The sequence below is a fragment of the Thauera mechernichensis genome, assembly GCF_029588855.1.
GTDB lineage: Bacteria > Pseudomonadota > Gammaproteobacteria > Burkholderiales > Rhodocyclaceae > Thauera > Thauera mechernichensis.
In genome coordinates this window covers 290501-315008 of sequence record NZ_JARQZE010000002.1, presented here as the reverse complement: position 1 = coordinate 315008, position 24508 = coordinate 290501, and the positions used below count along the sequence as shown (strand labels likewise).

Sequence of the window (24508 nt, the reverse complement as noted above, 5' to 3'; positions counted from 1 at the left end):
CTTCAATCGTCCCTGACTCAGGAGCCCGATGATGGAATTCGATGCCGAGGAGCGCCAGACCCCCTGCCCGCTGGGGCTCATCGCGGCCACTGTTGCGCTGATGACGCGCTACGCCGACCCCGCCCCCGGACAAACCGCCTCAGGTCCGTGTGACGTGCATCCACTTCTGGCGAAGAAGATCGCAGCCAACCTTCTGTTCCTCCAGCATCACCCCGAACTCCCGTCGCATTTCGCGCAAGTCATGGCGCAAGCCCGTGCCCAGTGGTGCGGCATGGTCGAGCACAACGCCGGCAGCGCACCACTGCCGGCGGCACACGCCCACCCGTCGATGCGCCACTGAGCGTGCCCGCCTGGCAATTGACCGTCCCGGCAGAAGTGACGCGTGCCGGGACGAAACACCGGCCATGCTGCACCAGTTTCTAGAACATCTCGAACCGTCCCCTCGTCAATCAGATAAGCCCAAGGGACCGGATGGAGGCTTGACCATGAACGAACAGGCTTTCGACCAACTCGCCGGCGAGCACCGTGCGCTCATAACGACCCACGGCCGAGCCCAGGCGCGCTGCACCGACCTCATCGCCCGTCAGTCCGTCGAGATCCAGGCACTGCAGGCCGAGATCATGCGCTTGCGGGCGGAAGTGATCCGCCGTGACACGCAGATCGCGCTTCTTCGTGACGAGCGTGCCGAGATCGAGCAGACCATCCCCGGCCTGCCTACCCGGCTCACGCTCACGAGGAAGGTCCGCGTGCTGATGGAGCGCATCCAGGAGCTGATGCGTGATCGCTACGCCCGCCACGGTCACCCCGAGGAGGGCCGCCCACTGAACCTGGAGAAGGCCACCGTGTTGAGCCGCCTGGATAACCGCTCGGTCCTGTGCCTCGGCCAGGACGAAGCAGCGGCGCGGTTCATGATGCGGCTGGTCGAGATGGCCGGCGGACACTTCACCCATGATCCGGCTGGCGATGCGGATGACATTGCACGCATCGAGCACAGCGTGCGTGCGGCCGACCTGGTGATCTGCCAGGCTGGCTGCATCAGCCAGAACGCCTACTGGCGTGTGCGCGACCATTGCCGGCGCACCGGCAAGCCATGTCTTCTCGTCGAACGCCCAAGTGCGATACCCAAGGCTCAGCGCTGACTCCGACGGACACCCTGCGCCTTTCCCACACGAGCAGAAGACATTTTTCACCCGCGCTGCGCGCGGGGTGAGCGCACGAACCGGGTTCGAAGCTTGTTCAGGCTGGTGCCGAGCGCGAGGCCTCAGACTTCTTTGAGTCCACTGAACGTATGCGGCGGAGCAGATCTCACACCGGCATGTTCATGATGTCCTGGTAAGCCGTGACCAAGCGGTTGCGCACCTGCACCATCTGCTGGAAGGACAGACTCGCCTTCTGCAGGTTGACCATGACGTCCTGGAGATTGACGTTCGGGTCGCCGGCTGAAAAGTTCTGCGCCATTGCCCTGGCCTCGCCCTGGGCCGCACTGACGTCCTTGAGCGCGTTTCCCAGCACGTCGGCAAAGTTCACGCCACCGGCCGGCGCATCGGCGGGCGATACGGCCTTGCCTTGTGCAGCCTGCGACACCGAGCGCAGTTCGCTCAGCATCTGGTCGATTCCACGGGTATCCATGTGCGTTCCCCAGCCTCAGGGTGTTCGGTGACGTCAGTGTAGCAGAGCAAACGGCATGCCACCGGCTACGATGGCAGCGGCCACGGAGTCGCCTCGGCTCGCTTCAGGCCCTGCAAGCCCCTTGGTCATCCTGCCGACACCCGACAATCAGGCTCAGCAGTCATACCCTTCGGTACGGTACTGCTGCAGCTTGTAGCGCAGGGTGCGCTCCGAAATGCCAAGTTTTTCAACGGTTTTCTTGCGCGAGCCACCCAATTCGCGCAAGGTCGAGAGGATATGTTCGCGCTCCAGATCCTTCATGTTGGCAGGACGCTGGGGCCCGGCCCCGGCAGCTGCAGATGCAGGAAGCAGGCCAGCATCTGCAGCTGCCGGCGCGGCCTGCAAGGGCGCCTGGGCCGGCGGCGTCGGGAAGATGGGCGCAATTGCCGACATCGAAGCGGCAGATATTGCCGACACAGCGGCAACATCTGCCGCCCCCGGGTTCCAGTGCGGCAGGCATAGCCTCACCGTTTCCGCGCTCACCTCATCCCCTGTGGTGAGGATGAGCACGCGGTGCATCGTATTCTCGAGCTCGCGGACATTACCGGGCCAGCCGTATCGCGGCAGCAAGGCCTCGGCCTCGGGCGAGAACCGCACCAGGCGCTTCAGACGGGCCGCATGGCGTGCAAGGAAGTGGCGTGCGAGCGGAACGATGTCGCCCGGGCGCTCGCGCAGCGCAGGAATCGCAATCGGGAATACGTTGAGACGGTAATAGAGGTCTTCGCGGAAACGCCCGGCAGCGACCTCCGCAGGCATGTTGCGGTTGCTGGTGGCCAGCACGCGGATGTCGAGTTCCACCGGTTTCTTGCCGCCCACGCGCTCGACCTCGCGCTCCTGCAGCACGCGCAACAGCTTGGCCTGCAAGCCCAGTGGCATCTCGGAGATCTCATCGAGCAGGATGGTGCCACCCTGTGCCTGCTCGAACTTGCCCGGCTGGGCGGACTGCGCACCGGTGAACGCGCCCTTCTCGTAGCCGAACAGCGTCGCCTCCAGCAGGTTCTCGGGAATGGCCGCGCAGTTGATGGCGATGAAGGCCTTGCCGGCGCGCGGCGAATGCTCATGGATGTAGCGCGCAAACACCTCCTTGCCGGTCCCCGATTCGCCCGAGAGCATGACCGTAGCGTCGGTCTCGGCGACACGCGCGGCGAGCGCGAGCAGGTTGCGCGTGTGCGGATCCTCGGCGACGGTATCCTCCGCATCCGGCTGCACGGCGGCATAGCGGCGCACGTTCTCGAGCAGCACCTCGGGCTCGAAAGGCTTCATGAGGAAATCGCAGGCGCCGCCGCGCATCGCAGCCACCGCTTTGTCCACGTCGCCGTAGGCGGTCATCAGCAGCACTGGCAGTTGCGGCCAGCGCGCGCGGATCTCGTGCAGGAGCTGCAGGCCGTCCATGGGCTGCATGCGCAGATCGGTGACCACGAGGTTGAAATGCCCCTCTTCCAGTGCGGCCAGAGCAGCGGGCCCACCGTCGGCGCCGACGACGCCGTGGTGGGCCATCTCCAGGGTGAAACAGACCGCATCGCGCAGCGCAGCGTCGTCCTCGACGACAAGGATGTTCAGGGTGTCGATCATGTGGGTTCGTCCCCATTCGAAGCGGAGGCCGTGACCAGTGGCACGGTCAGCGTGAATTCGGCGCCCTGCCCAGGGCTGGACCGCAGCGTGATGTCGCCGCCATGGGCGCGCGCAACACCGCGCGCGATCGCCAGCCCAAGGCCCGTGCCCTCGGCGCGTGTCGTGAAGAAGGGCTCGAAGAGACGCTCCTGGAGCTCGGGTGCGACGCCTGCGCCGCCGTCGCGTACGGTGAAGCGCACTGCGGCGCAGCCGATGCCGGACTCTGCCGCATCGACCTCGACCGCAGCGAAAGCAAGCTGCCCCCCCTGCGGGCAAGCCTGGATGCCATTCTCCAGCAGATTGGTGAGCGCCCCACCCAAGGCCTTGCGGTCGCCCAGCACACGGGCCTGAGGGCAGGCACACGCGCTTTCGAAGCGAAGCTGGCGTGCGCGCGCCAGTGGTTCGAGCGTATGCGTGAGCTCGGTCACCAGTTCGCACACTTCGAAGCGGTGGCGCCCCGTGCTGTCGCCACGGGCGAACAGCAGCATGTCGCGAATCAGGCGCTCAAGGTAACGCAGTCGCTCGAGCGCGCGATCCGCCACATTGATGCGCTGCACCGGATCGAGCTCGGTCTGGCGCAGATTACCCGTGTAGAGCAAGGCGGCGGCCAGCGGTGTGCGCAGTTGGTGCGCCAGGCCGGCGACCATCTCGCCCATCGCCGCGAGACGTTCGTTACGCTCGGCGGTCAGGCGCATGCGGAAGGTATCGGTGATGTCATGTAGCAACACGATGCGCTCCTCGCCCGACTCGAGCTCGGCCTCGGTCATCGCGACGCGGCGCGCTTCGGCTCCGGGGTCGATGCGCGCCCCGCGCAGCAGGTACTCGCCGGGCGTCTCGGTTTCCTCCAGCGCTCGCAAGGCCTCATCCCGCCCGCTACCGGCAAGATCACGACCAAACAGCTCACCAGCCGCACGGTTGGCCTGAACGATGCGCCCCATCCGATCGAGCACGAGAACGCCCGCTGGCAGCGCCCCCATCAATACGGAGAGGCGCTCCGTGAGCTGCCCCACCTGCTCCTGCAGCGCCGCATAGGCCGAGGACAGCTCCTCCGATGCGCGACTGAAGAGCGCGAAGGCTTCGGCAAGCTGGGCGGCGTCGAGTGCAGGTGCAGGCGCCGCCATGCCGCCTGCCGGCGCAGTACTTGCTGCGGCATCGGATGGTGCGATCTGGGCGGGAGTGTGCGCGGAATCCGTTTTCACGAGATGCACTGTAGCGGGGAAGAGCGCTATCTTAGCCGGCAAACAGGCGGCAAAAAATGCCGCTTATCGAATCACGGGACTTGCAGCGGCAGGCGGACAATGCCGCCATCGGAAGAAGCGCACGCGACAGGACAGCCACCATGGCCGCAGCAGACAATACCGCAGAGCTCCCACCAGGCACCGCACCCGCAGCAGCGGATTCCCGGCTGCAGCAGGCAATGCAGAACATCAACGCGCTGTCGCAACGGCAGAAGCTGGCCGCCGCCGCTGCGATCGCGCTTGCAATCGCGCTCGTGGTGGGCGTGCTGCTATGGAACCGGGCGCCCGACTACGCCGTACTTTTCTCCAACCTCGATGAGCGCGACGGCGGCCAGATCATCACCGCCCTGCAGCAGCAGAACGTGCCCTACCGCATGTCGGCCAACGGCAGCGCGATCCTCGTTCCGCAGGCGCAGGTTCACGAGACACGGCTGCGCCTGGCAGCCGAAGGCTTGCCCAAGGGCGGGCTGGCAGGCTTCGAACTGATGGACGGCCAGAAGCTGGGCATCTCGCAGTTCAATGAGCAGGTCAATTTCCAGCGCGCGCTCGAAGGCGAGTTGTCGCGCACCGTGCAGTCGATCGATGCGGTCGCGGGTGCCCGGGTCCACCTGGCAATGCCCAAGCAGACCTCCTTCCTGCGCGACGAACAGCGCCCGACCGCCTCGGTGATGGTCAACATGCGTCCGGGCCGGGTTCTGAGCCAGAACCAGGTCGCCGGCATCGTGCATCTGGTGTCGTCGAGCGTGCCGCGCATGACCGCCGATGGCGTCAAGATCATCGACCAGAATGGCAGCCTGCTCACCGAGCAGGCCGATCCGCTCATGAATGCCGGGCTCAATGCGCGCCAGCTCGAATACGTGCGGGCGATGGAGAAGGCCTTCATCGAGCGCATCGAGAACATCCTGATTCCCATGGTGGGCAAGGACAACTTCCGCGCCCAGGTCGCCGCCGACGTCGACTTCAACCAGGTCGAACAGACTGCAGAGACCTTCAAGCCCAACCCCTCCCCCGACCAGGCCATCCGCAGCCAGCAGACGAGCGAGTCGATCAACCCGCTGCAGGGGCCGCAAGGCGTGCCCGGCGCGCTCACCAACCAGCCCCCGGTGCCGGCCACGGCGCCCCTCACCGCCCCGCCGGTCGCGGGTGGCCCGGGCGGCATCGGCGCGGCAAACGTCAGCAGCAACCGCAGCGCGGTGCTCAACTACGAACTCGACCGCAACATCCAGCACATCAGGCAGGCGGTAGGACAGGTCAAACGCCTGTCGGTGGCCGTCGTCGTCAACAACCGCAACGTCCCGGGCACAGACGGTACGCCGACGAGCGTCCCGCTCACCGATGAAGAGATCGCCCGCATCACCAACCTGGTGCGCGAGGCGGTCGGCTACAACGCCGATCGCGGCGACAGCATCAACGTGGCCAACAGCCCCTTTGCCGACGATGGGGCCGAGCCCGCCTTGCCGCTGTGGAAGGATCCGGAGATCATCGAGCTCGGCAAGGAAGGCCTGAACTGGCTGCTCGTGCTGCTGGTGGTGCTGCTCGCCTACTTCGGCGTGATCCGCCCCCTGCTGCGCACCGTGCTGCCGCCACCGCCCGCACCCGAGTCCGCCGCAGGCGAGGAAGGAGAGGCGGCCCTCGGCGAGGACGAGGAAGGCGTGCGGGTCACGCTGTCGGGCGAAGCCGAAGAGACCTTCGAGGAGCGTCTCGAGCGCATCCGCCAGCTCGCCCGCGACGACCCGAAGACCATGGCCAATCTGCTCAAGAGCTGGATGGGCACGAATGAGGAGGCGCGCAAGTGACCACGCCTGAAGAAGGCCTAGAGAAGGCCGCCATGCTGCTGCTCACCCTCGGCCCTGATGCAGCCGCAGAAGTGCTGCGCCAGCTCGGCCCGCGCGAGGTGCAGAAGCTCAGCCTGAAGATGGCCGAAATGCCCGGCCACACGCGCGAACGCGTGCTCCCCCTGCTCGACGAGGTCGACGCGCACTTCGGCAAGGGCGCGATGATCCAGCCCGACGAAGCCCAGTTGCGCGAGATGCTTACCAAGGCGCTCGGCGACGAACGCGCCGGACATCTCCTCGCACGCATGATGAGCGGCTCGGACACGGCGGGCATCGAAAGCCTGAAATGGATGGACGCAGCGACAGCCGCCGACCTGATCAAGAACGAGCACCCGCAGATCATCGCCACCATCCTCGTTCACCTGGAGTACGACCAGGCGGGTGAGATCCTCAAGCACTTCAACGACCGCCTGCGCAACGACGTTGTGCTGCGCATCGCCACCCTCGACGGTGTGCAACCCTCGGCGCTCAAGGAGCTCAACGATGCGCTGACGCGAATGCTTTCGGGCGCGTCCAGCGTCAAGAAGGCGGCAATGGGCGGCATACGCCATGCGGCCGAGATCCTCAACTTCGTCGGATCGACGCACGAGACGGCGGTCATCGACAACGTCCGCGAATACGACCCGGACCTGGCACAGAAGATTCTCGACGAGATGTTCGTATTCGAGAACCTGCTCGACATCGACGACCGCGGCATCCAGACCCTGCTGCGCGAAGTCCAGTCCGACTCGCTCATCATCGCGCTCAAGGGGGCACAGCCTGACCTGCGCGAAAAGGTCTTCAAGAACATGTCGAGCCGAGCGGCCGAGATGCTGCGCGAAGACCTCGAAACCCGCGGCCCGGTGCGCTTGTCCGAGGTCGAGGCCGAGCAGAAGGAGATCCTCAAGATCGTCCGCCGCCTGGCCGAGGAAGGCCAGATCATGCTCGGCGGCAAGGGCGGAGACGATGGCTTCGTCTGATCCGCGCACGAGCGCTGAGCCCCGGGAAGCGGCATGAGCATCTCCCGCCACCAGGCCGTTGGCGCCTACAGGCGCTGGACGCCCGCCGACTTCGACGCCAAGGCCGATGGCGCCAGGGGCGATGACGCCGAGGCGCAGGCCGCCAACGCACTCGACGCCCCTGCGCCCCCGCCGCCTCCCCCGTCGCCGGCCGCCGCACCAGAAGTGCCGCAACTGCCGCCGGACTTCCGCCTGCCCACGGCGGAGGAGATCGAGCGCATGCACGAGGAAGTACGCCGGGCCGGCTTCGAGGAGGGCCGGCGAGAAGGTTTGGCCGAAGGCCTGGAGGCCGGACGCAGGCAGGGCTACGAGGAAGGCCACGCACTGGCAGCGGCGGAAGCGGCCCGGGTCGCACAGCTGGTGGCCGGGCTCGAGGACGCCATGCAGACGCTCGATGCCGAGGTCGCCGAAGAGGTCATGGCGCTCGCCATCGAAATGGCGCGGCGTATCGTCCGGGTCACCCTCGAACACCACCCCGAAAGCATACTCGACACCGTCCGCGAAGCCTTGCTCCAACTGCCCCAGGGACATGCGCAGATCCATCTCCACCCCGAGGACCTGGATCTCGTGCGCAGGAATGCAGGCGACCAGTTCGCGCACGGCGGACACCGCCTGCACGAGGACCTGCGCCTTCAGCGCGGAGAATGTCGTGTCGAAGGCCAGGGCACGCTGGTGGACGCGACCCTGCAGACACGCTGGCGGCGTGTGCTCGAGTCGATAGGCCACGAGAAAGCGGCGTGGGCAACGACAGACACCGCCGGGCTGGCAGCAGACGACGCGGACGGGGCACCGCAGCCCCCCCTTCAGCCCGAGCCCGACGACGGCAACTCGACCGCCCTTCCCCCGCCGGATGACGACGACGGGGTGCAACGACCGCGCGCAACTGGCACGGAGTCACCCGGCGCATGAACCCGCACACAGCCCTGTGGCGCAGCTTCCTCGCCGACGGTCGTCGCCTGGTGGAAGACTGCAGCCCGCTCGAGACATCCGGCCGCCTCACGCGCATCAACGGCCTGGTCATGGAGGCCGCCGGCATCAAGCTGCCGCTGGGCGCCGGTTGCCGCATCCTGGTACCGGGAGGCGGTTCGGTCGACGCAGAGGTCGTGGGGTTCAACGGCGACAAGTTGTACATGATGCCGACCGACGACGTCTTCGGTCTCGCTCCGGGGGCGAGGGTACTGCCGATCGAGGTCGGCGTACCGCGCCTCGTGCCCGGGCGGCGCATCGGGCCGCGCCGGCGCGCCGCCGACCGCGCCAAGCACCTGCCAGTCGGCGACGCGTTGCTCGGCCGGGTAGTGGACGGCGCCGGCCGCCCGCTCGACGGCCGCGGCCCACTCGGCACCCAGGAGACGCGCTCGCTGCAAGGCCGCGCCATCAACCCGCTGTCGCGGGCACCGATCACCCAGCCGCTCGACGTCGGCATCCGCGCCATCAATGCGCTGCTGACCGTCGGGCGCGGACAACGCCTGGGCCTGTTCGCCGGCTCCGGCGTCGGCAAATCGGTCCTGATCGGGATGATGGCGCGCTACACCGAAGCGGACGTGATCGTCGTTGGCCTGATCGGCGAACGGGGCCGCGAAGTGAAGGAGTTCATTGACCAGAGCCTTGGCGCCGAAGGCCTCGCACGCTCCGTAGTGGTTGCGGCACCAGCCGACACCAGCCCGCTGATGCGTCTGCAGGGCGCCGCCTATGCAACGACCGTGGCCGAGCACTTTCGCGACCGTGGCAAGCAGGTGCTGCTGATCATGGACTCGCTGACCCGCTACGCGATGGCCCAGCGCGAGATCGCGCTGGCGATCGGCGAGCCCCCGGTGACGCGCGGCTATCCTCCCAGTGTGTTCGCCAAGCTGCCCGCGCTGGTCGAGCGCGCGGGCAACGGCCCCGAAGGCGGCGGTTCGATCACCGCGTTCTACACCGTACTTGCCGAGGGTGACGACCAGCAAGACCCGATCGCCGACTCGGCCAGGGCAATCCTCGACGGGCACTTCGTGCTCTCGCGCAACCTCGCCGACCAAGGCCATTACCCTGCCATCGACATCGAGCAGTCGATCTCACGCGCGATGCACAACCTTGTTGGCGACGATCACTTCGCCGTGGTACGTCAGTTCAAGCAGCTGTTCTCGCGCTACCAGCGCTCACGCGACCTCATTGCCGTAGGTGCCTACCAGGCCGGCGGGGACGCGGTGCTCGACGCCGCAGTGCGCCTGTACCCCAAGCTAGAAGCCTTCCTGCAGCAGGGCATCAACGAGCGCGAGACACATGACGGCGCGCTCCAGAAACTGGCCGGAGTATTCGGCTGAGGCCGGCCGGCCGCGCCACACCCGACGATACGCGACAGCGCCGGTTCGGTAACCGGGCAATGACGATATACAATCGGGATTCCCGACCGCAGCCCACCGACCGGCAACCGATGACTTCGCGTTTCCATCTCCAGCCCTTGCTTGACCTTGCCGCCACCCGGACAGACGAAGCCGCCCGCAAGCTGGGCGAACTCGTCGCCGCAGAACGCGACCAGGCCCAGAAGCTCGAGATGCTCGAGGCCTACCGTGCGGAATACAACGAGCGTTTCATGCAGGCCGCGCGCGACGGCATGAGCCCCGACGCCTGGCGCAACTTCAGTGCCTTCATGGGCAAGCTCGACGAGGCCATCACGGCCCAGCGCAAGCTCGTCGAGCAATCGCAGGTGCGCACGGCACAGGGCCAGCAGAGCTGGATCGCCCAGCATTCGCGTCTGAAGGCCTTCGACACGCTCTCGCAACGGCATCAGTCCGCACTGAACCGGGCCGAGGCCAGGCGAGAGCAAAAGCAGGCCGACGAGCATGCTGCGCGCCGGTACCACAGCGACGGCAACGACGATGACGAGCTGGCGTGAAGCCGCTCACCCTTGATGGCATGAGCCTTGCTTCAGGCTGTTCAGCGGATCCTTCGATCACCGCCTGCCAGTAAGGGACCATGATATGTCTGCACTGCCTTCCGCATACGCCCCCGCGCGCACCCAGGCCTCGGCCGTGAGCCTGCTCACCGGCCAGTCCGAAACCGCCTCGACCTCTGCCCGCAGCGCGCGCAACGACAACCGTGGCGGTGTCCGCGCAGACGTCTTCTCCCAGACCCTGCAAAGCCGCATGCCCGAGCGTCCCCGCAACGATGGCCCGCGCACGCCCGACAGCCCCGGCCCGGAACGCAAGGCCACAAGCCCCAGCCGGGAGGCCGCCGCGGGCGAGCGCCCAGCCTCCTCCACCGGAGAGCGCCAGGCTGACTCAACCCAGCCGGCAGATGCGCGGCCTGCAACGCAGTCAGCAGACAGTGCCGGCAGTACCGAAGCGGCACGTGAGCAGACGGGCTCGCAGACCGAAACTCAGCAGGCCGAGTCCGGCAGCAACGCCGATACGTCCGTACCGGCCTCGCTTGCCGGATTGCCGGCAGCCATTGCCGCCCTGCTCGCCGGACAGCGGGACAACAAGGTCGTGGAAGACGGCACGGACAGCCTGCTCGCGAACGCCAACGGCGGCAAGAAATCACCGCATAATGCGTCCGCGCTGGCAGGGCTGGGCAAGAATGCCGCCGAGGCACAGACCACCCCCGAGCTCCAGGCCAAGGCAGTCGTGACCAATGCCGTGTCGGCGACCATGGCCGCGCTGCGCACGGCGGACGCAAATCCGGCCCTGGCCAGGGACGGCGCCGATGCCCACACCCAGCTGCAGGGCAGCGCCATGCACCTGCACGCATCAACGCAGGTGCTGCGTCCAACCCAGGGCATGCAGGCTGCCACGCAGCTGCACGTCCCCACCCCGGTGGGCCAGCAGGCCTGGGCCGAGGACGTCGGCAACCAGGTGCGCTGGATGCTCGGCCGCGCCGAGAGCAAGGCGGAACTCGTGCTGACACCGCCGAACCTGGGCAAGCTCGAGGTGTCGATCAGCCTCAACGGCGACCTGACGACTGCGCAGTTTGTCGCCTCGAGCCAGGCAGCACGCGACGCACTCGAGCGTGCCATGCCGCAACTGCGCGAAATCCTCGAGCAGGCTGGCATCATGCTGGGCAATGCGGACGTCAGCACCTCCGGCCAGCAGGGCGGAGACGGCGAGACCGCGGGCCGCGAACAGGGTCGTGAGGCTGGCGAGGGCGAAGGCCTCGCCGCGGGCACAACGCCAGGCGGCGGCAGCGCCTGGGTGAAAGAGCAGACGGGGATGGTGGACACCTTCGCCTGAAGCGCGCGAATTGGGGCTGCTCTGCCCCACTTATCGGCGCTTTGGCTTGCGTGCCCCTCCCTGATAATTTGATTCGTATACAAGGAGAAAGGCATGGCGAAGGCACCGGCAAAGACGGACGATGGCGATGAGGTCCCCAAGAAGAAGGGCAAACTCGGGCTGATCATCGTCATCTTGCTGCTCGTGGTACTCATCCTCATCGCGCTCGGCGTCGGTGCCTTGGTGCTGCTCAAGGGCGGCAAGGACAAGGGCGCAGACGAGGCCGCAGCGGCTCCGACTGCCGCCCCGCAAGCGCAGGCGCAGTTGCAGACTGCGGGCACGGTCGACCTTACCAAGCCGCCGACCTTCGTCCCGCTCGACGCCTTCACCGTCAACCTGCGCCGGGACGAGGGCGATCACTACCTCCAGGTCGTGGCCGTGATGCGCATTGCCGATGCCACCATGGAGGCCACGCTCAAGGCCTTCATGCCGGAGATCCGCCACCGCATCAACCTGCTGCTGTCTTCCAAGCTGCCTTCGGAGGTCGCCACCGTCGAAGGGCGTGAATCGCTGTCGCTGGAGATCACCCAGCAGGTCAACGAGGCGCTGGGTTTCCAGCCGGTACGCGACGCCAGCGGACGCCCCATCCCCAATGGCCCCGTCCAGGCGGTGCTCTTCACCTCCTTCATCATCCAGTAGGACGCTGAACCATGTCCTCGGACTTTCTCTCCCAGGAAGAAGTTGATGCCCTGCTGCGGGGCGTCACCGGGGAGTCGGACGAGCAGCCTCAGGACGAGAGCGACACCAAGGGCACCCGGCCCTACAACATGGCGACGCAGGAGCGCATCGTGCGTGGGCGCATGCCCACGCTCGAGCTCATCAACGAGCGCTTCGCACGCTATCTGCGCATCGGCCTGTTCAACTACATGCACCGCAACGTCGAGGTTTCGGTCGGCCCGATCAAGGTACAGAAGTACGCCGAGTTCATCCGCAACCTGGTCGTCCCCACCAACCTCAACCTGGTGACGGCCCGCCCACTGCGCGGCACGGGCTTGATGATCTTCGACCCGAACCTTGTCTTCCTGGTGGTGGACAACATGTTCGGCGGCGACGGGCGCTTCCACACCCGCGTCGAGGGGCGCGACTTCACCCCGACCGAGCAGCGCATCATCCAGGGCATGCTCAATGTGGTGTTCACCGAATATGCCCGCGCCTGGGCGCCGGTATTCAAGTTCAATCTGGAATACGTGCGCTCGGAGATGAACTCGCAGTTCGCCAACATCGCCACCCCATCGGAGGTGGTGGTCGCGACCAGTTTCACGATCGAGCTCGGCGGCTCACCAGCAGAAATGCACATCTGCTTCCCCTACTCCATGCTCGAGCCGATTCGCGATCTGCTCTACTCGACCATGCAGAGCGACCAGCTGACGTCGGACCGCCGATGGATCAAGCTGCTGACACGTCAGCTGCAGACCGTCGACGTGGCCCTGACCTGCAATTTCGGTACCGCCGGCCTGAGGCTGCGCGACATCGTCGAGATGCGGGTCGGCGATGTCATCCCGCTCAACGTCCCTGCCGAGCTGGTCACCGAAGTGGACGGCGTGCCCGTCTTCAAGTGCCACCACGGCACCAAGAACGGACGCTACGCGGTCAAGCTCACGCAGTTTGTCCGTGCAGACGAAGGCGACATCCCCAGCCAACCCGGAGAACAAGATGGCTGATGACAATTCGAATGACACGCCGATCAGCGAGGACGACTGGGCGGCAGCAATGATGGAACAGGCGTCCGCCGAATCGGGCGGAGACGGCGAGGCAGAGCGTGTCGCGGCCGAACTCGCGGCGGCGGCGATGGACAGCTCGCCCTACCAGGCCAAGCCGGCAAGCCAGCTGTTCGAGGAGTTCGGTGGCAGCGGCGACAAGCAGAACTCGCTCAACGACTTCGACATGATCCTGGACATCCCGGTGCAGATCACCGTGGAGCTGGGACGCACGAAGCTGTCGATCCGCAACCTGCTGCAACTGGCCCACGGCTCGGTGGTCGAGCTCGACGGCCTGGCCGGCGAGCCGATGGACGTCCTCGTCAACGGCACCCTGATCGCGCAGGGTGAAGTCGTCGTCGTAAACGACAAGTTCGGTATTCGCCTGACCGACATCATCACGCCTGCCGAACGCATGCGGAAGATCCGCAACTGAGCACCCGATGCCTGCCCGACACCCCACCTTGCGCGCTCGACATGCTGTGATGGCCCTGCTCGCTGCGAGCCCGGGCGCGACGCTCGCGCAGGGCGCACCCGTGCCCGAACTGGGCGCCAGCCTGGTGCAGATGGCACTTGGCCTGGCTGCCGTGATCGCCGTGCTGCTCGCCAGCCTGTGGGCGATCCGCCGCCTGGGCGCACCGCGTGGCAGCGCCGCCGCGATGAAGGTGCTGGGCGCCGCTGCCGTCGGCCCGCGCGAGCGCGTGGTCCTGGTCGAACTCGGCGAGCAGGTGCTGGTCCTCGGCGTCGCGCCCGGCTCGGTGACCAAGCTTCATGAACTCAAGCGCAGCGAACTGCCGCAGGGACACGATGCGTCCGGACAGGCAACACCGCCCGGGCGCAGCTTCGCCAGCTGGCTCAAGCAGGCATCGGAGCACCGCAATGCGAGCTGAACCGGGCCGCAAGCCTTGCCCGGCGGTCGGCCGCCAGCTGGTCCTGGGCTGCCTGCTCGCAGGGCTGCCGCTGCTGGCCGCCGCCCAGGCCTTGCCCGCGCTGACAACCACCGACGCCCCTGGCGGCGGCACCACCTACAGCCTCACCATCCAGACGCTGTTGCTGATGACGCTGCTGAGCTTCATCCCGGCAATGGTGCTGATGATGACCAGCTTCACCCGCATCATCATCGTGTTCTCGCTGCTGCGTCAGGCCATGGGCACGCAGACCGCGCCGCCAAACCAGGTGCTGCTCGGGCTGGCGCTGTTCCTGACCTTCTTCATCATGTCCCCGGTTGCCGAGCGCGTCTACACCGATGCCTACCTGCCCATGTCGGAGGGGGTCATCCAGTTTGACGAGGCACTCGAGCGCGCCTCCGTACCGGTCAAGGCCTTCATGCTCAAGCAGGTGCGCGAGCCGGATCTCGACCTGTTCGCCAGGCTTGCCGAAGTTCCGGCGGTGGACAAGGCGGAGGACCTGCCGATGCGCGTGGTGATCCCGGCCTTCGTGACCTCCGAGCTCAAGACCGCCTTTCAGATCGGCTTCATCATCTTCATCCCCTTCATCATCATCGACATGGTGGTCGCCTCGGTGCTGATGTCCATGGGCATGATGATGATGTCGCCGGTGATCGTTTCGCTGCCGTTCAAGATCATGCTGTTCGTGCTCGTCGACGGCTGGACATTGCTCATTGGCTCTCTGGTACAGAGCTTTGCCGTCTGACGGCTGCCCTCAGGAGAATCACCATGACCCCCACCGCCGTCATCGAACTCGGGCGCCAGGCCGTCGAAGTCACCCTCATGGTGTCGGCGCCGCTGTTCATCGCCGCGCTTGCAACCGGTCTGATCATCAGCATCTTCCAGGCAGCGACCCAGATCAACGAGATGACGCTCTCCTTCGTGCCCAAGCTGGTTGCGATCTTCGTCACCCTCGTGCTTGCCGGCCCGTGGATGATCACCCTGCTGACCGACTTCATGCGCCGGCTGATCAGCTCGATCCCGGTGATGATCGGCTAGCGCCCGCGCGCCGCGCCGACCGCCCCCGCACTGCAGTCCCCCGATGCTCAGCGTAACAGCTGCCCAGCTCGACGCCTGGCTCGCGGCGCTGATGTTCCCGCTCGGGCGCCTGCTGGGTCTGTTCACGTCCGCGCCGATCTTCGCCAACCGCGGCGTGCCAATGCGCATCCGCCTTGCCACCGGGATCGCCGTAGCGCTCGCCGTGCTGCCGGTCATGCCGCCGATGCCGGAGGTGCCGCCCAATTCCGGCCTGGGGCTGGTGATCTTCGGTCAGCAGGTCTTCATCGGCATCGCCATGGGCTTCATGATGCGCATCGTGTTTGCAGCGGTGGACATGGCAGGCGCGCTCATCGGCATGCAGATGGGGCTGTCGTTCGCGATCTTCTTCGACCCCGATGCCGGCGGCCAGACGGCGGTGCTGTCCGACTTCCTCAACCTGCTCGCCACCCTGCTCTTCCTCGCCGCCAACGGCCACCTGGTGCTGCTGGAGATCATGGTGCGCAGCTTCGAATGGCTGCCGGTGAGCGTCGAGCTGATCCGTGCGGACGGCTGGGCCTTCATCGCGCGCACCGGCGTCACGGTATTCACTGCCGGCCTGCTGCTGGCCATGCCGATCATCGGCATGCTGCTCGTGGCCAACATCTCGCTCGGCGTGCTCACACGCGCGGCACCGCAGCTGAACCTGTTCGCGGTCGGTTTCCCGGTCACGCTCACCGCCGGCTTCGTCGGCCTGCTGTGGCTCATGACCAACTTCGCACCGGTACTGCAAAGCCTGTTCGAACGCGGCTTCGACAGCATATCGATGCTGCTCGACGCCCTCGCCCCCCTTCCCGCACCGACGCGCTGAACCGCTGGCGCGTCAGTGCGCTTCAGAGCGTCGGGAACATGTGCGAGCGCACGAATCGGATCTCGGCATTTGCGTAGCGGCGGGCAAAAGGCCGGGTCGATTCCACGCCCTCCTCGTAATGAACCACTTCGTAGCCTGCGAAGCCGCCGGCCTCTACGATATCGCGCGCATTGCGCGCAACGACCTGCCGCGCCTCGCCGTCACCACCGGTATTGAGCGCCTTCATACGCAGCGTCATGCGCACCCGGTCACGCCCGGCCTCGCGCACCTCGATCCGCCACGTCGGCGCTAGCGGGTCGTAGATCGCGAAGGCGACCAGTGCGCCTGCGATGTACTCGGGCTTGAGCATCTTGAGCTCGCTCAACATCATCGCGCCGCCCACGACCGCCGCAGCCGGGCCTGCCTGCTCGATGGCGACCTGCGCGGGCGCAGGCCCGGTGTCGCGGACCTGAGCCTCCTGGCCGGACGCGCAGGCCGTCAGGCAAGCCGCTACGCTCAGGGCGAGAACGGTACGCATGATCGGCCTCAGTTGAGATAGTTGAACAAGGACAAGCCCGACACCCGCATGAACGACTGCTGCGCCGCCTGCAGGTAGGTCTGCTGCTGCGTCAGCCGCGAGATCGCCTCGGCGTAATCGACATCCTGCAGGCCCGACAGCGTGGTCGCATACTGGAGATCGAGATCACTGCCGAGATTGGCCAGCGCCTCGGTCTCGGTGAGCTGCGAACCGATCTGGGCGCGCGTCCTGAGCAGGCTTTCCTGGCCGGCATCGAAGGTCTCGAGCGCGAACGCAACTGCGCCGGTCATGCCCGACACACCCGGCTTTTCCAGGGCTGCGGCAAACATCGCCATATTGTTGAGCAGATTGGTCGAGGGCACGAAGACCTCATACGCAGCGGGGCTTGCGGCCGGCGTCGCGGAGAGGTCGAAGGTGATGCCGTCGATCGTGGGGGTGCTGCCGATCGCGAAGCTCCCCGGGCTCGGTGCCACGGGCTGGCCGTCCTGGCCAATGCGGGTGACCGAGTAGCTTGCCGCGAGGGCGTCGTATTCGAACTGGTAGCGCGTGCCCTCGCGCACGGCACTCGCGTCGACCGCGGTGACGGCCGGACCATCCGCACCCGCAGCGCCCGCGCTCGAGTACACCTTGATCGACGCCGGGCTCAGCGCCAGCGTGCGATCGAAGACGTCCGAGCCCGGCAGGCTGACCGCCATGTAGCGCGACGCCGAGACCTGGATGCTACGCTCGCCCTGGTCGCCGTTGTAGGCGACCCCGGACAAGCCGCCGCTGTAGGGCTGCTGCTGCGAACGGTAGCCCCCGAAGATGTAGTCGCCCGTGCCATCCTGGCTGTTCGCCAGCGCCAGCATGGCCTCGAACTGCGCCTTCATGTCGGCTGCCATGTAGCGAAGGTCTTCCGACGCGAGGGTGCCGTTGCCGGCCTGCACCGCGCGCTCGCGCGCGTACTGCAGCACACTGCCGGCACTCTGCAGGCGGGACTCGAGCAGCTTCATGGCATCGTCGGCATAGCCGATGTTGACCGAGAACTGGCTGTTGACCGCCTTTGTCTGCCCCAATTCGAGCGCCCGGGCCGAGGCAATCGGGTCGTCCGCCGGAGTGAGCACCCGGCGGCCGGTCGACACCTGTTGCTGGGTCTGCAGGATGTTCTTCCACTGCTGCTGGATCGAGCCGACGCCCTTGTCGTAGATCATGCTGGTCGAAACACGCATGATGAGCTCTCCTTGATGCCGGCTCAGCGGCCGATGCTGATGAGTTCGTCGAACAGGCGCTGCGCGACGGTCATGACACGCGCGGAAGCCTGGTAGGCGAGCTGGAAGCGGACGAGGTTGGCAGCCTCCTCGTCGAGATTGACCCCGGACATGCTGTCGCGCGCCGTGGTCGCCTGGGCCAGCAAGGCATCCTGGGCAGCCTCATTGACCTGCACCTCGCGTGTCTTGTTGCCGACCGTGCTGACGGTCTGCGCATAGCTGGACTGGAAGGTCGCCGTCGGCCGGCCGTTGGCGTCTGCCAGCAGTACCTTCCTGGTCTGCAGTGCCCCCAGAGCAACCGCGTTGCGGCTGTCCGACACCCCCGCGGCAGCGGGCGCAAAGTCAAAGCGGTCCCCGCTTTGCGGCGCACCGTTGATGTCGACATCGAAGCTGTAGCCGCCCGGCTCGGCGATACGGAAGCGGACGCCGGACGCATCGGTGGTCGGGTTGAAGGCGGCACTCGCGGTCGCAGGCCCGCCCACCGGCACCCAATCGCCGCTGCTGGGCTGGAACTGCAGGCGCTGGATCGTGTACCCGCCCGTGGTCGGCAGATTCAGGTTGGCGCCGTCGAAGCTCAGCGCGAACGACGAGAATGCAGGCGCAGTACCGGGTAGATCGCCCACACTCAGCATCTCGATGCCAGAGGCCTTGGCCGTGCCCTGGTTGCTGAGCGGCAGGTTCGCCATCACCGGGCTGCCGGCCGCGACCGAGCGCGGATCCGCGATCGCCACCGCGATGTCGCGCGCGGCATTGCGCGTCGCCTGGACCAGCGCCGTCTGGCCTGCGCCCAGGGTGCCCCCCGCAAACGCAAGCCCATCAACCTGGAAGGTGCCGGTCGCGGCGGGGTTGGTCGACGGCGGAAAGAGCTGGCCGTCCGACAGCCGCCGCACCCTGAAACCGCCTGCCCCCTCCCCCACGACCTGGTAATCGCTCGCCTGCAAGCGCGCCGCATCGGTGAGCGCCACCGTCACGCCGGTTCCCTGCGGCACGACGCCGATCGGAGGCATCTGGAAGAAGCCGTCCCCCAGCCTGCCCTCCAGCGTCACCCCCAACGCATGCTGGTCATTGAAGGCCTTGGCCATGCCCAGGGCAATCAAGCCGAGCTCGTTCTGGACGCGGTCAAGCGAGCTCCTGCGGAACTCGAGCAGCCCCCCGAGTTCGCCGCCGCCGAGCAGCGACTCCGCGATCTCGATGGTGTTGCCGCCAGGCACCTTCATGGAGATCGCGCCCCGCTTCGGATCGACCTGGCTCGGGATGACCTCGAACTCCGACACGGTCCCGCGCAGGACGAGAGGCTGGCCCGAGCCGATGAAGACCGACACCCCGCCATTCGCCTTGGTGCCATCGGTCTCGGCCACCACCGAGATCTGCACCAGCTTGTTGAGTTCTGCCAGAAGCTGGTCGCGCTGGTCGAGCAGGTCGTTGGCGGGCGTGCCCGCTCCACCGGCCTGCGCGACCACGATGCGCTGGTTCATCTCGGCAATGGCCTTGGCGTAGGTGTTGATCGACTCGACGGTCTGGACCAGATTGCCCTCGACGCCCTGGCGGATCTCCTCAAGGCGGGTGTTGAGCGCCTGGAAGCGCGAGGCCAGCGCCTGGCCGTTGGAGATCAGCGACTGGCGAGCGGCCACGCTGGTCGGGTTGGACGCCACCTCCTGCACGCCGGCAAAGAAGTTCGCCAGGGCCGGCGACAGGCCGGTGGTGCTGTCGGCGAGCAGGTTGTTGATCTGGCCGATCTGGCTACCGTAGGCCGCATACTGCGCACGACGGTTGTCGGCCTGCGTGACCTGCGCCTCCAGGAACTGGTTGTAGGAGCGCGTGATGCCGGTGACGTTGGTGCCCTGGCCAAAGAAGCCTGCGCCGGTAAACAGGGGCTCGCGCGCGCCCTGGCTGACCGTCTGACGGTGATAGCCGGTCGTCCCCGCATTGGTGATGTTGTGACTGGTGGTGTTGAGCTGGGCCTGCGCTGCATTGAGGCCCGAGACACCGATGTTGAGCATGCCAGCCATGATCCGAGTCCTGTTCCAGTGATTCCTTGCAGGTACTCAGCAAATACCTTGCCAGCCCGCGGGCGGCAATATCAGCCCATGCCTGCCAGCGCGTTGCGCAGGGTAGCGCCGCCGATGATGCGGGTGAGCTTGTCGGCATAGTGCGGATCGGTGGCATAGCCGGCGTCCTGCAGCGCACGAGCGAATCCGGCTGCGCTGGTCGAGCCCAGCACCGCGCCATAGCGCGGACTGCGCGTCATCAGCCGGGCGTAGTCTGCGAAGGACTCGGCATAGGACGAATAGGCGCGGAAACGCGAGGGTTCGGCATACGCCTGCCCGCCCGCATATTCGGTAACGGTACGGTCGACCGTCTCGCCCTGCCAGTTGGACCCGGCCTTGATGTTGAACAGGTTGTGGCTGGGCCGCCCATCGGCATGACGCAGCTGCTTTTCCCCCCAGCCCGTCTCCAGGGCAGCCTGCGCCACCATGAAGGCGGCCGGGATGCCGGTCTGCTTGCTGGCCTCCAGCGCATGCGGCCAGACATCGGCGACGAAATCGCGCACCTTGGCCACGACATCGCCAGCCGCATCGCGCGCCTGGCGGATCGCATCGGCGAAGCGCGACTGCGTGAGCGCAGACTGGGCCGCGGCAAGCGCATCCCCGCCGGCAAGCGGGTCGGTACCGGTGGACGACGTGCCGGCGGCAAGGCCGGCACGCTGCATCACGGCAGAAATTGCCGGCCGGCGCGCCACGCCGGCAAGATCGAAGCCGCCGGCGACGCCAGCCGACGGCACCAGCGCATCGATCGCGCTCGCGCTGTCGGGCCGGCCGCCGAGCTGGCGGAAGATCACCTCGGACAAGCCGGTGCCGCGAGACTGCGATGCATTGAGCGCAAGCTGCTGGTCGAGCAGGCTCTGGTACATGCGCGTCTGCTCGCTGTCGAACATGCTGCTCGAGGGCGTGGCCTCGCGCATCGACTTGAGCGCCATCTGCAGAAACAGCGCCTCGAACTGGCGCGCAGCCGCGCGCAGCGTCTCGTTCGACTGGCCGTCGGTGCGCGCCAGGCGCTGCAGGTCGCGCAAGGAGTTGGGGTCGAAGGCGTTGAGCTGGACGCCGGCGTTCATGGCCCGAGCCTCAGATGATCTCGAGTTCGGCGCGCAAGGCACCCGCAGCCTTCATCGCCTGCAGGATGCTGACCAGATCCATGGGCTTGGCACCCAGTGCATTGAGCGCCTTGACCACATCGGCGAGGTTGCCGCCGGCGCGCACGTTGTGGATGCTGCCACTGTCCTGCTGGATGTCGACCTGGCCCTGGTTCTGCGCAGTCACCGTCTGGCCCTGCGACAGCGGATTGGGCTGGCTGACCTGCGTCTCGCTGTTGACGGTGACGGTGAGATTGCCGTGCGACACCGCCACGTTCTGCAGCGTCACGCGCTGGTTCATCACCACCGAGCCGGTGCGCGAGTTGACGATCACCTTGGCCACCTGCTGCTCGGGCGTCACCCGCAGGTTCTCGATCTGGGCGAGGAACGCGACCCGATACGACACGTCGGTCGGTGCCCGTACCTCGACGCTGCGGCCGTCCAGCGCGCGCGCCGATCCGGGCGACACCGCATTGATCGCATCGACGACGCGGCGTGCCGTACCGAAGTCGGTCTGATTGAGCTCGAGCATCACATAGTCGCCCTGCCCCACCGAGGATGCGACCGCACGCTCGACCGTCGCCCCCGCGGGGATACGCCCTGCAGCGAGGTGATTGACCGTCTGCGCCGCACCGCCGGCCTGGGCGCCGGCACCACCGACGACGAGGTTGCCCTGCGCCACTGCATACACCTGCCCGTCGGCGCCCTTGAGCGGGGTCATGATCAGCGTGCCGCCGCGCAGGCTCTTGGCGTTGCCGATCGACGACACCGTGACGTCGATCGCCTGGCCGGGCCGTGCAAATGCGGGCAGGTTCGCGGTGACCATCACGGCGGCCACGTTCTTGAGCTGCATGTTGGTGCCCTGGGGCACGGTCACACCCATGTTGCTGAGCATGTTGACGATGCTCTGCTTGGTGAAGGGCGTCTGCGTGGTCTGGTCGCCGCTACCATCGAGGCCGACGACGAGGCCGTAGCCGACGAGCTGGTTGTCACGCACGCCGGCGATCGAGGCGAGATCCTTGATGCGCTCGGGGGCAGCCTCGGCGGCAGAGGAGAGAAAGATGCCAGCGGCCACGGCAACCGCCACGGCACGCATCAGCAAGGTCTGGATCCGGAGCATGGCGAGCCTCGATCAGAAGGGCAGCACGGCAAGGAAGAAGCGCTGCAGCCAGCCCATGGTATTGGACTGGTCGATGAAACCGCTGCCGCGATACTCGATGCGCGCATCGGCCACCTGGGTGGACTGGACGGTGTTGCTGGAGGTCACGGTGTTGGGATCGACCACACCGGAGAAGCGGATGAACTCGCTGCCCTGGTTGATCGCCAGCATCTTCTCGCCTGACACCAGCAGGTTACCGTTGGGGAAGACGTCGATCACGGTGACCGTGACCGTGCCGTTGAAGGCGTTGTTGGCGCGCGCGCTGCCGCTGCCGCTGAAGTCGGAATCCACACCGGCCTCGACGCCCAGGCCGTTGAGCCCGCCCAAGGGCAGGCGTGAGGTCGCGGTGATGCCACCCGACATCTCGGAGCCACGGCTTGCGCTGGCGTTCGCGCTCTTGGTGGCCGTGTTGCGCTCGACCAGGTTGATCGTGATGATGTCGCCGACATGGCGGGCACGCCTGTCCTCGAACAGGGGCCTCGCCGCCGCAGCCTGGTAGATGGCACCGTTGGCCGGTGGCTGGGCCATGCGCTCGCCGGGGCGCACGCTCATCGGCTGATGCACTGCCGTGGGCGGGACGCTGTCGATGGATGCGCACCCCGACAGCAGTGCAAGGGCCAGGAGTGCGAAGCTGCGGATGACGGACATGGCCGCGCCCTCAAAGCTGGGTCAGCCGACCGAGCATCTGGTCGGATGTCGAGATCGCACGCGAATTGAGCTCGTACGCGCGCTGGGTCACGATCATGCTGACGAGCTCCTCGGCGACGTTGACGTTGGAGGTCTCGACGTAACCCTGGTTGATCACCCCGGCGCCATTGGTCCCGGGTTCGGTCGGCGTCGCCTCGCCGCTCGATGCGGTCTCGTAGAACAGGTTCTCCCCCGCGCTCTGCAAGCCACCGGGGTTGATGAAGGTGGCCACCTGGATCTGCCCCACCGGCTGCGGCTCGACCTGGTCCGGCACGGTAACGGTGACCGTGCCGTCCTTGCCGACAGTGATCGAGCGGGCATTGGCCGGGATCTGGATGGCGTCGAGCAGCGGATAGCCGCTGGCGGTGACGACGTTGCCCTGGTTGTCCAGTTGCAGCGCCCCGTCGCGGGTATAGGCGGTGGAGCCGTCGGGCATCGAGATCTGCAGGAAGCCGTTGCCCTGGATGGCGAGATCGAGCGCCCCCCCGGTCTGTTGCAGGCTGCCCTGGGTGAAGATGCGCTCGGTGGCGACCGGGCGTACGCCGGTACCGATCTGCAGCCCGCTCGAGACCTGGGTCTGCTGCGTTGTCTGCGCGCCGGGCTGGCGGATGGTCTGGTACAACAGGTCCTCGAACACCGCGCGCTGGCGCTTGTAGCCGTTCGTCGACACGTTCGCCAGGTTGTTCGAGATCACATCCAGCGAGGTTTGCTGGGCATCCAGCCCGGTACGGGCGGTCCACAACGAGCGGATCATGATGAAGTCCTCTGTTCTGCCTTGCCGCTGCGGCAAAGGCTGCCGCAGGGTGGCGGCGTTTGCCGCAATTTCACGGGATCAGTCTAGCCCTCGGACGGGCCAGGCGATTGCACGATAAGCAACGCAAAAACCGTGCTAATCGCCGCGCCCCGCGGGCAGGACATCAACGCCAGGACAGCACCTGGCTGGCGGCACGGTCATTGGCCTCGGCGTTCTGCAGCATGCGCACCTGCATCTCGAACTGACGCGCCAGCGAGATCATCTGCACCATCTGGTCAGCCACGTTGACATTGCTGCCCTCGAGGTAGCCGCCTGCGACCTGGACATTGGGGTCGACCGGCGCGGCGGCACCGTCGGCGAGGCGGAACAGGCCATCGTCCCCGCGCACGAGATCGGCTTCGGGCGGATTGACCAGCTTGAGCTGGCCGACGAGGTTCACGACCCCGTCGTCGGGGTTGATGGACGAAATCGAGCCGTCACGGCCGATGACGATCTCGGTATCGGGCGGCAACGTCACCGGGCCACCGTCGCCAATCACGGGCAAGCCATCGCGCGTCTGCAACACCCCTGCCGGGCTGAGCGCCAGACTGCCATTGCGGGTATAGGCCTCGCTGCCGTCCGGCTGCTGAACGGCCAGCCAGCCCTTGCCCTCGAGCGCAACGTCGTAGGGCCGTCCGGTATATTGGATCGGCCCCGGAGCGAAGTCGTTGGCGATGCTGGCGTCGACCGCGAACGAGCGCGTGCGGAAGGCCTCGGTCTGGATCTCGACCGCTCTCAGCTTGTGCAGCTGCGAGCGGAAACCGGTCGATGCCGCGTTGGCGATGTTGTTGGACACCGCCGCCTGCTGGTCCATCGTGCCCTTGGCACCGGTCATCGCGGTGTAGATCAGGCGATCCATGTTCGACTCCCTTCGTTCTGTCGGCCGGCAGC

General features: G+C 66.7%; 26 protein-coding genes. 15 read left to right on the top strand and 11 right to left on the bottom strand.

Features of this window, described 5'->3' with window-relative positions; genetic code table 11:
- The first annotated feature begins 31 nt into the window (after nt 1-31).
- Together P7F68_RS04380 and P7F68_RS04375 are read left to right on the top strand one after the other, a co-directional pair.
- Nucleotides 32-340, top strand: coding sequence for a hypothetical protein (locus tag P7F68_RS04380; RefSeq protein ID WP_277830982.1), 309 nt, complete (start codon nt 32-34; stop codon nt 338-340).
- A 145-nt stretch (nt 341-485) separates the two neighbouring features.
- Nucleotides 486-1139: a DUF2325 domain-containing protein gene (locus P7F68_RS04375; RefSeq protein ID WP_277830980.1), complete on the top strand. Its 654-nt coding sequence runs from the start codon at nt 486-488 to the stop codon at nt 1137-1139.
- A gap of 166 nt (nt 1140-1305) precedes the next feature.
- Here the strand turns inward: P7F68_RS04375 and fliE are convergent, their stop codons facing one another.
- The 3 genes from fliE to P7F68_RS04360 form a co-directional block, all read right to left on the bottom strand.
- The gene (gene fliE / locus P7F68_RS04370; protein ID WP_002924091.1) at nt 1306-1629 is read right to left on the bottom strand and encodes a flagellar hook-basal body complex protein FliE; all 324 of its coding nucleotides are present in this window, start codon (nt 1627-1629) and stop codon (nt 1306-1308) included.
- A gap of 153 nt (nt 1630-1782) precedes the next feature.
- The gene (locus tag P7F68_RS04365; RefSeq protein ID WP_277830977.1) at nt 1783-3240 is read right to left on the bottom strand and encodes a sigma-54-dependent transcriptional regulator; all 1458 of its coding nucleotides are present in this window, start codon (nt 3238-3240) and stop codon (nt 1783-1785) included.
- Nucleotides 3237-4400 carry a sensor histidine kinase gene (locus P7F68_RS04360; protein ID WP_002924087.1) on the bottom strand — a complete coding sequence of 388 codons (1164 nt, stop codon included), beginning with the start codon at nt 4398-4400 and terminating at the stop codon, nt 3237-3239. Before P7F68_RS04360 ends, P7F68_RS04365 begins: the two co-directional genes overlap by 4 nt.
- A 218-nt stretch (nt 4401-4618) precedes the next feature.
- On the opposite strand from P7F68_RS04360, the gene fliF reads away from it, so the two are divergent.
- From fliF to fliR, 13 genes are all read left to right on the top strand, one after another.
- Nucleotides 4619-6313, top strand: coding sequence for a flagellar basal-body MS-ring/collar protein FliF (gene fliF / locus P7F68_RS04355; RefSeq protein ID WP_002924086.1), 1695 nt, complete (start codon nt 4619-4621; stop codon nt 6311-6313).
- Nucleotides 6310-7311 carry a flagellar motor switch protein FliG gene (gene fliG, locus P7F68_RS04350; protein ID WP_002924085.1) on the top strand — a complete coding sequence of 334 codons (1002 nt, stop codon included), beginning with the start codon at nt 6310-6312 and terminating at the stop codon, nt 7309-7311. Before fliF ends, fliG begins: the two co-directional genes overlap by 4 nt.
- Nucleotides 7312-7344: 33 nt before the next feature.
- Nucleotides 7345-8259, top strand: a complete 915-nt coding sequence (locus P7F68_RS04345) for a flagellar assembly protein FliH (protein ID WP_277830972.1) — start codon at nt 7345-7347, stop codon at nt 8257-8259.
- A complete protein-coding gene (fliI, locus tag P7F68_RS04340) occupies nt 8256-9650 on the top strand; it encodes a flagellar protein export ATPase FliI (protein ID WP_002924080.1) in 1395 nt (464 codons plus the stop codon). Before P7F68_RS04345 ends, fliI begins: the two co-directional genes overlap by 4 nt.
- A gap of 110 nt (nt 9651-9760) precedes the next feature.
- A complete protein-coding gene (fliJ, locus tag P7F68_RS04335; RefSeq protein WP_002924072.1) occupies nt 9761-10222 on the top strand; it encodes a flagellar export protein FliJ in 462 nt (153 codons plus the stop codon).
- An 85-nt stretch (nt 10223-10307) separates the two neighbouring features.
- Entirely contained in the window at nt 10308-11555 is a 1248-nt protein-coding gene (locus P7F68_RS04330; RefSeq protein ID WP_277830970.1) for a flagellar hook-length control protein FliK, read from the top strand.
- A 93-nt stretch (nt 11556-11648) separates the two neighbouring features.
- Nucleotides 11649-12233 carry a flagellar basal body-associated FliL family protein gene (locus P7F68_RS04325; RefSeq protein ID WP_002924063.1) on the top strand — a complete coding sequence of 195 codons (585 nt, stop codon included), beginning with the start codon at nt 11649-11651 and terminating at the stop codon, nt 12231-12233.
- A gap of 11 nt (nt 12234-12244) precedes the next feature.
- On the top strand, nt 12245-13255 hold the full coding sequence (gene fliM / locus P7F68_RS04320) for a flagellar motor switch protein FliM (protein WP_002924061.1): 1011 nt from the start codon (nt 12245-12247) through the stop codon (nt 13253-13255).
- Entirely contained in the window at nt 13248-13727 is a 480-nt protein-coding gene (gene fliN / locus P7F68_RS04315) for a flagellar motor switch protein FliN (RefSeq protein ID WP_002944001.1), read from the top strand. Before fliM ends, fliN begins: the two co-directional genes overlap by 8 nt.
- A 49-nt stretch (nt 13728-13776) precedes the next feature.
- Nucleotides 13777-14181: a flagellar biosynthetic protein FliO gene (fliO, locus tag P7F68_RS04310; RefSeq protein WP_002944003.1), complete on the top strand. Its 405-nt coding sequence runs from the start codon at nt 13777-13779 to the stop codon at nt 14179-14181.
- A complete protein-coding gene (gene fliP, locus P7F68_RS04305) occupies nt 14171-14944 on the top strand; it encodes a flagellar type III secretion system pore protein FliP (RefSeq protein ID WP_002944004.1) in 774 nt (257 codons plus the stop codon). Before fliO ends, fliP begins: the two co-directional genes overlap by 11 nt.
- Nucleotides 14945-14967: 23 nt before the next feature.
- Nucleotides 14968-15237 carry a flagellar biosynthesis protein FliQ gene (fliQ, locus tag P7F68_RS04300; protein ID WP_002924051.1) on the top strand — a complete coding sequence of 90 codons (270 nt, stop codon included), beginning with the start codon at nt 14968-14970 and terminating at the stop codon, nt 15235-15237.
- A 43-nt stretch (nt 15238-15280) separates the two neighbouring features.
- Nucleotides 15281-16084: a flagellar biosynthetic protein FliR gene (fliR, locus tag P7F68_RS04295; protein ID WP_002924049.1), complete on the top strand. Its 804-nt coding sequence runs from the start codon at nt 15281-15283 to the stop codon at nt 16082-16084.
- Between the two features lie 22 nt (nt 16085-16106).
- Here the strand turns inward: fliR and P7F68_RS04290 are convergent, their stop codons facing one another.
- The 8 genes from P7F68_RS04290 to flgF all read right to left on the bottom strand — a co-directional run bounded on the left by P7F68_RS04290 (nt 16107) and on the right by flgF (nt 24476).
- Nucleotides 16107-16601: a hypothetical protein gene (locus P7F68_RS04290; protein WP_002924046.1), complete on the bottom strand. Its 495-nt coding sequence runs from the start codon at nt 16599-16601 to the stop codon at nt 16107-16109.
- 8 nt (nt 16602-16609) lie between these two features.
- Entirely contained in the window at nt 16610-17809 is a 1200-nt protein-coding gene (gene flgL / locus P7F68_RS04285; RefSeq protein ID WP_002944005.1) for a flagellar hook-associated protein FlgL, read from the bottom strand.
- 23 nt (nt 17810-17832) lie between these two features.
- A complete protein-coding gene (flgK, locus tag P7F68_RS04280) occupies nt 17833-19857 on the bottom strand; it encodes a flagellar hook-associated protein FlgK (protein ID WP_277830961.1) in 2025 nt (674 codons plus the stop codon).
- Nucleotides 19858-19928: 71 nt separating this feature from the next.
- Nucleotides 19929-20960 (bottom strand): flagellar assembly peptidoglycan hydrolase FlgJ, encoded by a 1032-nt coding sequence (gene flgJ / locus P7F68_RS04275; RefSeq protein ID WP_277830959.1) that lies wholly within the window; start codon nt 20958-20960, stop codon nt 19929-19931.
- A gap of 10 nt (nt 20961-20970) precedes the next feature.
- Entirely contained in the window at nt 20971-22098 is a 1128-nt protein-coding gene (locus P7F68_RS04270; protein ID WP_002944008.1) for a flagellar basal body P-ring protein FlgI, read from the bottom strand.
- Nucleotides 22099-22110: 12 nt separating this feature from the next.
- On the bottom strand, nt 22111-22785 hold the full coding sequence (locus tag P7F68_RS04265) for a flagellar basal body L-ring protein FlgH (protein ID WP_002924034.1): 675 nt from the start codon (nt 22783-22785) through the stop codon (nt 22111-22113).
- 10 nt (nt 22786-22795) lie between these two features.
- Nucleotides 22796-23578 (bottom strand): flagellar basal-body rod protein FlgG, encoded by a 783-nt coding sequence (flgG, locus tag P7F68_RS04260; RefSeq protein WP_002924033.1) that lies wholly within the window; start codon nt 23576-23578, stop codon nt 22796-22798.
- A 163-nt stretch (nt 23579-23741) separates the two neighbouring features.
- Nucleotides 23742-24476 carry a flagellar basal-body rod protein FlgF gene (gene flgF, locus P7F68_RS04255; protein ID WP_002924032.1) on the bottom strand — a complete coding sequence of 245 codons (735 nt, stop codon included), beginning with the start codon at nt 24474-24476 and terminating at the stop codon, nt 23742-23744.
- Nucleotides 24477-24508: the final 32 nt, after the last annotated feature.

Coding starts and splice junctions, on each gene's coding strand:
- fliO (WP_002944003.1), top strand. CDS start 13,777: ATGGCCCTGCTCGCTGCGAGCCCGGGCGCGACGCTCGCGCAGGGCGCA.
- P7F68_RS04325 (WP_002924063.1), top strand. CDS start 11,649: ATGGCGAAGGCACCGGCAAAGACGGACGATGGCGATGAGGTCCCCAAG.
- flgJ (WP_277830959.1), bottom strand. CDS start 20,960: ATGAACGCCGGCGTCCAGCTCAACGCCTTCGACCCCAACTCCTTGCGC.
- P7F68_RS04365 (WP_277830977.1), bottom strand. CDS start 3,240: ATGATCGACACCCTGAACATCCTTGTCGTCGAGGACGACGCTGCGCTG.
- fliJ (WP_002924072.1), top strand. CDS start 9,761: ATGACTTCGCGTTTCCATCTCCAGCCCTTGCTTGACCTTGCCGCCACC.
- flgG (WP_002924033.1), bottom strand. CDS start 23,578: ATGATCCGCTCGTTGTGGACCGCCCGTACCGGGCTGGATGCCCAGCAA.
- fliF (WP_002924086.1), top strand. CDS start 4,619: ATGGCCGCAGCAGACAATACCGCAGAGCTCCCACCAGGCACCGCACCC.
- P7F68_RS04270 (WP_002944008.1), bottom strand. CDS start 22,098: ATGCTCCGGATCCAGACCTTGCTGATGCGTGCCGTGGCGGTTGCCGTG.
- fliM (WP_002924061.1), top strand. CDS start 12,245: ATGTCCTCGGACTTTCTCTCCCAGGAAGAAGTTGATGCCCTGCTGCGG.
- fliP (WP_002944004.1), top strand. CDS start 14,171: ATGCGAGCTGAACCGGGCCGCAAGCCTTGCCCGGCGGTCGGCCGCCAG.
- P7F68_RS04380 (WP_277830982.1), top strand. CDS start 32: ATGGAATTCGATGCCGAGGAGCGCCAGACCCCCTGCCCGCTGGGGCTC.
- fliI (WP_002924080.1), top strand. CDS start 8,256: ATGAACCCGCACACAGCCCTGTGGCGCAGCTTCCTCGCCGACGGTCGT.
- fliQ (WP_002924051.1), top strand. CDS start 14,968: ATGACCCCCACCGCCGTCATCGAACTCGGGCGCCAGGCCGTCGAAGTC.
- fliE (WP_002924091.1), bottom strand. CDS start 1,629: ATGGATACCCGTGGAATCGACCAGATGCTGAGCGAACTGCGCTCGGTG.
- P7F68_RS04265 (WP_002924034.1), bottom strand. CDS start 22,785: ATGTCCGTCATCCGCAGCTTCGCACTCCTGGCCCTTGCACTGCTGTCG.
- P7F68_RS04330 (WP_277830970.1), top strand. CDS start 10,308: ATGTCTGCACTGCCTTCCGCATACGCCCCCGCGCGCACCCAGGCCTCG.
- flgL (WP_002944005.1), bottom strand. CDS start 17,809: ATGCGTGTTTCGACCAGCATGATCTACGACAAGGGCGTCGGCTCGATC.
- P7F68_RS04345 (WP_277830972.1), top strand. CDS start 7,345: ATGAGCATCTCCCGCCACCAGGCCGTTGGCGCCTACAGGCGCTGGACG.
- flgK (WP_277830961.1), bottom strand. CDS start 19,857: ATGGCTGGCATGCTCAACATCGGTGTCTCGGGCCTCAATGCAGCGCAG.
- P7F68_RS04360 (WP_002924087.1), bottom strand. CDS start 4,400: ATGGCGGCGCCTGCACCTGCACTCGACGCCGCCCAGCTTGCCGAAGCC.
- P7F68_RS04290 (WP_002924046.1), bottom strand. CDS start 16,601: ATGCGTACCGTTCTCGCCCTGAGCGTAGCGGCTTGCCTGACGGCCTGC.
- fliN (WP_002944001.1), top strand. CDS start 13,248: ATGGCTGATGACAATTCGAATGACACGCCGATCAGCGAGGACGACTGG.
- P7F68_RS04375 (WP_277830980.1), top strand. CDS start 486: ATGAACGAACAGGCTTTCGACCAACTCGCCGGCGAGCACCGTGCGCTC.
- flgF (WP_002924032.1), bottom strand. CDS start 24,476: ATGGATCGCCTGATCTACACCGCGATGACCGGTGCCAAGGGCACGATG.
- fliR (WP_002924049.1), top strand. CDS start 15,281: ATGCTCAGCGTAACAGCTGCCCAGCTCGACGCCTGGCTCGCGGCGCTG.